Annotated in this window: 5 protein-coding genes and 1 pseudogene; 3 read left to right on the plus strand and 3 right to left on the minus strand. The window is 44.4% G+C overall.

Annotated elements, in window-relative coordinates:
* The 3 genes from OXI60_02755 to OXI60_02765 form a co-directional block, all read left to right on the plus strand.
* Nucleotides 1-1,146: site-specific DNA-methyltransferase (locus OXI60_02755; protein MDE0308739.1), on the plus strand; the 1,146-nt coding region annotated here is incomplete at its 5' end.
* Nucleotides 1,143-3,755 (plus strand): DEAD/DEAH box helicase family protein, encoded by a 2,613-nt coding sequence (locus tag OXI60_02760; GenBank protein MDE0308740.1) that lies wholly within the window; start codon nt 1,143-1,145, stop codon nt 3,753-3,755. The genes OXI60_02755 and OXI60_02760, both read left to right, overlap by 4 nt.
* Before the next feature lie 68 nt (nt 3,756-3,823).
* The gene (locus OXI60_02765; GenBank protein ID MDE0308741.1) at nt 3,824-5,668 is read left to right on the plus strand and encodes a hypothetical protein; all 1,845 of its coding nucleotides are present in this window, start codon (nt 3,824-3,826) and stop codon (nt 5,666-5,668) included.
* 28 nt (nt 5,669-5,696) lie between these two features.
* On the opposite strand, the gene OXI60_02770 is transcribed toward OXI60_02765, so the two are convergent.
* The 3 genes and pseudogenes from OXI60_02770 to OXI60_02780 all read right to left on the minus strand — a co-directional run bounded on the left by OXI60_02770 (nt 5,697) and on the right by OXI60_02780 (nt 8,815).
* Nucleotides 5,697-7,274: a site-specific DNA-methyltransferase gene (locus OXI60_02770; GenBank protein MDE0308742.1), complete on the minus strand. Its 1,578-nt coding sequence runs from the start codon at nt 7,272-7,274 to the stop codon at nt 5,697-5,699.
* Between the two features lie 96 nt (nt 7,275-7,370).
* Nucleotides 7,371-7,442: pseudogene (locus OXI60_02775) on the minus strand (site-specific DNA-methyltransferase).
* Nucleotides 7,443-7,828: 386 nt separating this feature from the next.
* Nucleotides 7,829-8,815, minus strand: a complete 987-nt coding sequence (locus tag OXI60_02780) for an IS1595 family transposase (protein MDE0308743.1) — start codon at nt 8,813-8,815, stop codon at nt 7,829-7,831.
* Between the last annotated feature and the right edge of the window lie 80 nt (nt 8,816-8,895).

Below are 8,895 nucleotides of genomic sequence, written 5' to 3' on the forward strand. Positions count from 1 at the left end.
ATTTGCGTTCAATGCAGCCACTCGCCAAGTAATCAGGGTGAATCACCGGAAACCGGTTATTTATCGGTGACTATGGATGAAATATTTGGTCGCGATAACTTTATAGTCAATCTCATATGGAAAAAGAAGGGGAATCCTAGTAATACAGCCGAGGCGATAGGCACGATTACAGAATCAATTCTTGTATTTGCGAAATCAATTGGTTCGGTGGTTCTGAACAGAGAAACTTTTGATCGAGTTTACAAATTTAAAGAAAATGGTGCAGGCTATAACTTGGAACAGCCGATTAAGACCGCAGAAGGCGAATACGAGAGACGTACCATGACTTACGACATTGAAACGCCAGAAGGTGTTTTTAGTCCGCCAACTGGAAAACGTTGGACATATGGCAAGCGTAAAATGGAAGAATTTGTATCGAAGCAAAAGTATGCAATAAAGGATGGATTGTTTTTCATCAAGAAATTTGAGGATGACTATAAGTATGGAAGTACCAAAATATACAAGAATTTGCTTCAGGATTTAGGGTCATTGAAATCTGCAAAAGATCAATTAAGAAACTTAGGATTCTCCCGAGAGGAATTCGAAAGTCCTAAACCCGAGGAGTTGATGCGCCACATAATTGAAATGACGACGCAGAAAGGAGACATTGTTTTGGATTACCATTTGGGAAGTGGTACAACTGCGGCGGTAGCTCATAAAATGGGACGCCAATATATTGGCGTAGAGCAGATGAACTACATTTACGAATTAACCGCTACGCGTCTTAAGAAAGTTGTTGAAGGGGAGAAAGGTGGTGTTTCTCGTGCCATTAATTGGCGTGGTGGCCGATCATTCGTCTTTGCTGAACTCGCCGCTTCCAACTCCGTTTTCGCTGAGCGCATTATTTCCTCACAAGACTCATCCGCTCTTACTAGAATATATTCGGACATTCAAGAATGTGGCTTCTTGCGCTACGAAGTAGACCTCAACGAGTATGATGTCGATGAATTCACTGATCTTAATCTGCATGATGCCAAGCGTGTGCTGATGGCCTGTCTTGACACCAATCATCTGTATATCAATCTCGGATCTCTAGGGGATACGGATTTTGATGTTTCGAACGAAGATGCACGTATCACAAGGTCGTTCTATGGGCTAGAAGAATGAGTCAGAGCCTCACTCAAAAATTTGATGGACTGGATGAATTGAGGGGACTTGAAAACGAAATCCCGACGCATATTACCAACAACCTTGCACCATTGATTAAGTTGCGTCCTTATCAGGAAGGAGCAGTAAAGCGCTGGCTGTATTACATGGATAACTATGGTGACCGACCGTCCAATCCGCACCTACTTTTCCACATGGCTACAGGCAGCGGCAAGACGGTGCTTATGGCAACTTTGATTCTAGACCTCTATCAAAGAGGATACCGGAATTTCATGTTCTTTGTGAATTCCACCCAAATCATCGAAAAGACTAAGGATAATTTCCTTAATCCATCATCGTCCAAACATTTATTTTCGTCGCATGTGCGGATTAATGAGAAGCCCGTCAAAATCCACGCAGTGGATGTTTTTGATGCTGCAAGCAGTGAGTCGATCAACATCCATTTCACATCTGTCCAGGGGCTGCATTCGCGAATGCGAGAACCACAGGAGAATGCTGTCACAATTGAAGATTTTCGTGATCACAAAGTTGTCATGATTTCGGACGAAGCTCACCACTTGAATGCTGAAACAAAGAATAGGCTGAACCAAGGCGAGACTGAGCGTAAGGAAAGTTGGGAAAATACAGTAAATGCTATTTTCAATCAACATAACGAAAATGTTCTGCTGGAATTTACTGCAACAGTAGACCTCGAACATGAAGCAATCTTGAAGAAATACCGTGACAAGATTCTGTATGACTATTCCCTCCGTAAATTTCGTGAAGACGGTTATTCCAAGGATATTACTTTAAGGCAGGTTGATCTGCCGCCTAGAGAACGAATGATGCAAGCGATCATTCTAAGTCAATACCGTCGAAAGGTCGCTGAGCATCATGGGTTGCATTGCAAGCCTGTGATACTGATGAAATCAAGAACAATTGAAGAATCGAATTCAAACCATGTCACATTTACAGAAATGGTTCGCGAATTGTCGGGAGATGTCCTTGAAAATCTCAGATTGACTTCAGAAAGTACAGACGAGACGATTTCGAAAGCATTTGCATTCATTTTGGACGAGCGCGGTGCTAAAGCGAGCGATTTTGTACTCGAACTACAGGGAGACTTCGGTGGTGATAAAGTTGTAAATGTGAACAAACCAGAAGACTTGGAGAAAAGACAGATAGACCTTAATACACTTGAAGATCGATCGAATGAACTGCGTGTAATTTTCGCTGTGGATAAACTGAATGAAGGCTGGGACGTTCTGAACCTGTTCGACATCGTGCGCCTTTACGACACCCGCGACGCTAGGGACAACAAAGTGGGCAAAACTACAATGGCTGAGGCTCAGTTGATCGGTCGCGGAGCTCGCTATTTTCCTTTCACTGCCTCTGACCAACTCGAGGCGACACCGGAGAAGCGAAAATACGACAGTGACGTGATGCACCCACTGCGCATAATTGAAGAACTACATTACCACTGTTCCCATAATCCAAAATACATACAAGAAATCAATATGGCCCTTCGGGAAACTGGATTGCTGGATGAAACTGAAAAAAAAGTAGAGCTACGATTAAAAGACAGCTTCAAAAAGACATCACTTTATTCCAACGGATATGTTTGGACAAACGAACGTATTAAGAATACACGTGAAAATATTAAGGGACTACCTGACTACGATGTCGATGTCGATTTCGCTTACCCAAGACTTATGACAGGCCGCGTGACCGAGAATTCGGTTTTTGGGACTCGTTCAACGAAAGGAAAAGATGATGTCAGCGAGTCAATTACAAAAAACTTCAACCTCAAAGACTTTGGCAATGCCATCCTTCGCTTTGCAATGGATGCCAATAGCTTCTTTCACTTTACTAGTCTGAAATTTTACTTCCCACACCTTGTCAGTGAGTCTGAGTTTCGAAATTCAGACAGCTATCTTGGCGGGGTGAAAGTCGCAGTCGAAGGAAAGTCAGAAAACCTTGAAAGCCTCAACGCACACCAAAAACTGGAAATTAGCCATTATGTTCTTCGACAAATAGAGAACAGCGTGAAGCGACAAAGCATAGACTATATTGGAACAAAGGTGTTTGAAGCGCGCAAAATCAGCGACTGCTTCACCGACAAAACCCTGAAACTACGAACCAAGGGAGAATCTGGACGAAGTTGGAATGAAAGTGAAATTTCCGGACTGAATCAGATCGATTTGACCAACAAGGATTGGCATGTCTATGACGACAACTATGGCACAGACCAGGAAAAGCACTTCATTAAATTCCTGAATGATCGAGTTGAGCAATTGCGTAATCGGTATGATGAAATATTTTTGCTTCGAAACGAGAAAGCGGTCAAGTTGTTCGCATTCGACAATGGACAGGGGTTTGAGCCAGACTTCGTTCTGTTCCTGCAAGAGAAAGAAGAGACTTCCGGTACAACGGTTCTGCAACTATTTATTGAACCGAAGGGGGATCATCTTAAACAACACGATAGTTGGAAAGAGGAATTTTTGAAAACGATCGAAATCGTAATTCAAGGACGCGATTACACCGTATATGGACTCCCTTTCTTCAATGCATCTGGACAGAGTCGCAGTGATTTCGATGAGGCATTCAATCAATTCCTGAATGACGGGTGATTACACAGTTGCATGAGGATTTTATATATGCGTGTTTACGGGTTGTATTGTTGCTGGAAAATGATTGAATGAAAAGCCATTGGCACAAAGTTTCCTACAAAAAAATAGCATCACTAAGCGAAATCCCCGATGTAAACAGTTATGAATATCTAAAGTGGATTAGTGGTGAAAGACATCTGAAATTTCTACGTCAGAACGCCGCTGAGGATGAGTTGATAATATTCGCGTCTGCAAATTCAGTTTTAGTCCGCTCATTAGTAATTCCAAACAAGAATCTAAAGCCAAAAGTAGATATAGAGGATTTGTTGAAATGGAGTCTTCGTCCATATGACAATACGGCAAATTACACATGGACACTTGGCAAGAATAAAGAGGTTTGGATAGAAACGGGTACCCACTGCGCTGGTGCCAAATCTCTAGAGAATGGACATCCACTTGTTTATGGGAGGATATTTGATGGTTGGAGTGGCACCGATAAGCATTACCTAGAGATACATCAAGAGTATACACATCTAGCGAACATTCACTGGCGGCAGGAACATGGTGGTTATTGCCAATTTGATGAAAATGGAGATATAGAGAATGCGATTTCAGTCTCTTCCCATACCGATCAAAAAAAAGTGGAGTTTGTATCATTCTCGCGGCGTCAGTTAGAGGAATATCTGGCAGTTTCAGACAGTGCACTGATACAGCTTTTTGATTTCACGATGTTTAATTCAAATTGCTTTCCCGGTTGGTCTGGACAGGAAGCAGAGGTAATTGAAGATAAGGAAAATTTAGCTTACAAACAAAAGATCAATGAGATGGCAGGTTATTGCCGTGGTGTTCAGATCATTACTCCCAAGAGGTCTCGCTCCGAAATTTTCACAGTATTATGCAGTGATTTTGGCATTGGTGATAACAAGCAATATGCATCGTTCTTGATAGATGACTGGCGAAATAAGTCAATTACTGAAGTGTCCGCTGAACCGAGCGCAACAACAAACTATTTCCAAACTGAGAACAACTCACTTCCCTTTGAGCTTTCCCCAGCATTTTTTCGCTCAGAAGTACTGGCAAAATACAAATCTGACTCCGACAAGTACACAATTGAGGATCGCCAAATTTTCTGTCGTGCTACTTGGAGTTTGAGATACGATGTAAACGAAGCAAAACAGGTACACGCATATCTGTGTGATCTTCGGCATCTTCCGTATTCTGAACAAACATATTGGAAAAGTTTTAATGAATCACCAAAGGCATCAATTTCCAGGCGTGCAATAGAGAATGACTTTTTAAATCAACGGACTGATCAGATTCCTCCACTACAAAGAATTTTGATTCGTTTAAGAAATTGGGATGTTCAGAAACATTGCTTCTGGAAGTTACTTAGTAAAGATTTGTTGAATAAAGTGAGTACGCCATACACGAATGGCCGCGACGAATGGGGGCGGGAATTCTTGAATTTGTCAAAGTTGATTATTGAGGGTTTCAACATATCATATATTCGTTCTTTACTTGATGAGCATTCAATTGCCTATGACGGTGACGAAAAAAGCCTCGCTCTAATTGAGAAAGTATTAGATTCCATTTCAAGCCAGAGAAGCGGTTGCAGACTAAACGGACTGCGTGAATCCCAATTGATTCGCAATAAATTAGGAGCGCACGCATCTCAAAAAACAGCCAACTCGCTTGCTCAAAATGCACAAAAAAAACATGGCAGCTTTACAGAGCACTTTAATAAGGTTTGCGATTCCATAGTTAACGAGCTTCAGATAATTGAAGAAGCAATGGAGCAGATGATCCCGCCTCGTTCTTCCCGATACGTCACTGATTTAAGGATCAAAACTTCCCCAGAGAATGCGGCAAAGATGTTGCTGAAAGGCGGAGCGTCCCCGAGACCTGAGACGAGAAAATCAAGTAGATTGGAATAGAAGTTCCGGCGAAATAAGGTCAGAAATTCTATTGCTCACTTTTGATTCTGTAGAATGACTGTGTGGCACAAGAGTCTTCGGCTGGAATGTCGAAGTCTACATCGTCTACTGAACCTAAATTGACGTAGAAATGATTGGCATCAAGACAACTCATCAGTACGTTCTTGGCATCATGTAATGCCAAGCATGAAAAGTCGTTGATATCAAAGGCACTTGTGTCCAGATCGTAGCGCAAAATGCCAATGTTCTGAATGTCTGTATAAATATTCTGCAGTGTAGCAATGTCTGATGCGGTCGCGATACGATCAAAAATAGCGGAGTTGGAGGCAGCGAGTTCGGCATACACGAAGGATCCGCCGCCATGCCATGTGACGGATTTAGAGATACCACCTTGTTCGCCTTCAAGAACCTTCTTCAGTCGCGCCGCAGTTAAATCGTGAATGTAATCCATTTGCTCGATAGTGATCCATCGCCGGCCCATTTTTTGTGCTACGGCAGCCGTTGTACCCGAGCCGGCAAAGAAGTCCAAAACCAGATCTCCCACTTCTGTCGCCATTTCAATAATTCTACTAATTGTTTCTTCGGGCTTAGGAAAAGTAAATGACTGCGGAGCCCCTACAAGCTGTTTGATATGTTTCGTTCCTCGTGCCGAAACCACCTCTTTATCCCACCAAACCGATCGCACTCTCCGGCGAGTTTCGCGATATTTTTCTACAATCTGAAAGCGTCCACCTGACATTGACTTCGCCTTGATGTTCAAATTTAAATTGTTTTGAGACTTGGGTTTTCCCCACCGCCATACGGTTTGAATGCCTTGAGATTTTGCTGGCATGACTTGTATCCATCCTTTTTTCTTCTTAAGGCTTAAGGTGTAAAGTCCGGAATTATCAATTTTATTTGGGTTCACATAAAACGGGTAGACTAGATTAGGGCGGTTATCTTCATTGAAGGTAATGTTTCTGTTACGAAGTTCCCGTATTTCAAATCTACCTGTGCTATCCTCAAAAGGCAAAGTCCTCTCAGGATCATTGATCAAATTTAGTTGATAATTTTTTTTCTTGGCATAACAAAGAATGTATTCATGCATATTGGCTATTCCCCCATAGTCTCTTCCTCCAGGGTTATTGACTACGGTAATACACTCAACAAATACACCGTCATGCATCAACTCGTCCATCAATACTTTTAAGTAGGCAAACTCATTGCGATCACAATGAACGAAAAGAAGCCCATCATCTCTCAGCAGCTCTTTTGCCACTTCAAGTCGATTCCGCATGAACGTCAGCCAGGCCGAGTGATTGAACCTGTCGTTGTATCGAAACCCGTCATTACCGGTGTTGTAGGGCGGATCGATATAGATCAGTTTCACCTTTCCGGCATAGCGTGCCTTCAACGAATGCAGCACCAGCAGATTGTTGCCCTTTATCAGCAGGTTGTCGTCGTCTCGGATTTCCCCGACAGACTTGGGTGATCCTTCTTTCACCGCCTCCTGGTCCCAGCGTTCCCAGCCGGTGAACACCTTTGGCTCAAACAGCCGTGTGATATCGTCCGGAGCCAGTGTGGTGTTCCAGAAAATCTCGTCCCGCCCACGGTCTTCCTTTGTCATGCCGCCTTCCAGAACGCAGTCCTTGTAGGGCCAGGTAAGCACCACGTCGCGAGACTGGCTCAGATAGTTACCACGCCTGTCCGTCAGGCCGATACGGTTCTTGAACGCAGTGTAGCTGTCGGGCAGAAAAGCCTTGTTGGACACGAAGTCCCGGAACTTCACCTTATCGAAGACAAGAACCTTCTTTGTACCCCCCCCCTATCTCAGTGAAGAAATGCCTCTTGATCGACTCGGACCGCATCAGCAACTCCAGAAAATCAGGACGCAAGCTTAATGCGGCCTCAATCACGGCATTCTTCAGGATTTCCCCATCTGAGATAAATGACTGTTCGGACTGCAGCACCTCGGTCAGCTCGTCAAGGAGGTTCCGAACCGACGGCTTGTTGACTGTGCTTGGAACATCGCCAGCATCTCTCCGGTGGACGGAGCGTCCGTGCGACGATTGCGGAATTGATCTGTGATTTCCTGTCATTGATATTATTCGTCTACCGAAAGGGGTTCAATTCAAGCAAGCAAACAAAATTCGAATGCCATGGCTTCCAAGCGGTAAAACCTCATGCTCTCGCCTCTGATGAAAGTCCCGTATCTTTCTTCAGGCCGGCATAAGGCAGATATTTCCCATCCATTTCCCGGACAATATGCCCCATCTGAATCAGCGTGTCCTGACAGCGGATGTTGTGCCTGCCAGCGAACTCCTGAACGTATCGGTCAAGGTGCTTCGGGGAAAGCTTGTGGAACGTTCCTTTGTGCGCCCGCTTAAGGGTAGACCAGAAAGACTCTACTCCATTGACATGCGCTTGATCCCTGACATACTCAGAAACCGAATGTTTGACGCTTTCATGGTGGCGCGGAAGGGCATCGTAAGCAGCTGCGTCGTCAGTGTAGACTGTCGCTTCGATAGAGGTGTTTGACAGCACAAAGCCCTGAAGGGTCTCCGCATCAGTACTGTCCACAACCTGAGCGCGAATTTCATTCGTCGCCCGGTCCTTCACGCTGACAACGGGTGTCTTGCTGATAGAACCCCGGCCTGCGCTAGTTTCCTTCAACTCCTTGCGCTTGGTATTGCTCATATTGTGGCGTTTGCCGCCGAAATAAGCTTCATCTGCTTCAACTGGTCCAGAGAACAGGGTTTCGTCTTTATCGCTAAATGCTTCCCTGATCCGATAAGCTAGAAACCATGCTGTCTTCTGAGTGATATTGAGATCCCGGTGCAGCTTCATGCTGGAAACCGATTTCAAGGACGTGGTAAGCAGGTAAATCGCCACAACCCAAGTCTGATAGCCAAGAGGCGACTTGTAAAGAGGAGTTCCAACCCGGACGCTGAACCTTTTCCGGCACTCACGCTCGCAACAGCGCCAGGGCATGGATTTATGACGGTTGCTCCTGACATTGAATGAGCCACAATGGGGACACCAGGGCTCGCCACCCCAACGTTGCTGCTCAAGCCATGCCTGAGCCGCATCATCGTCGGGAAAAATTCGGAATAGATCTGGCAACGAAATGCCTTTTCTGAAGTGCTTGCCTGGTGCTTTGCTTGCCATCTGAGTGCGAAGTTAACCAATTATCAAATACTGGCCGGATTATACGATAAACAATATGGGCAATCAAGTATATAATCCCC

Source organism: Acidiferrobacterales bacterium, assembly GCA_028820695.1.
GTDB lineage: Bacteria > Pseudomonadota > Gammaproteobacteria > Arenicellales > JAJDZL01 > JAJDZL01.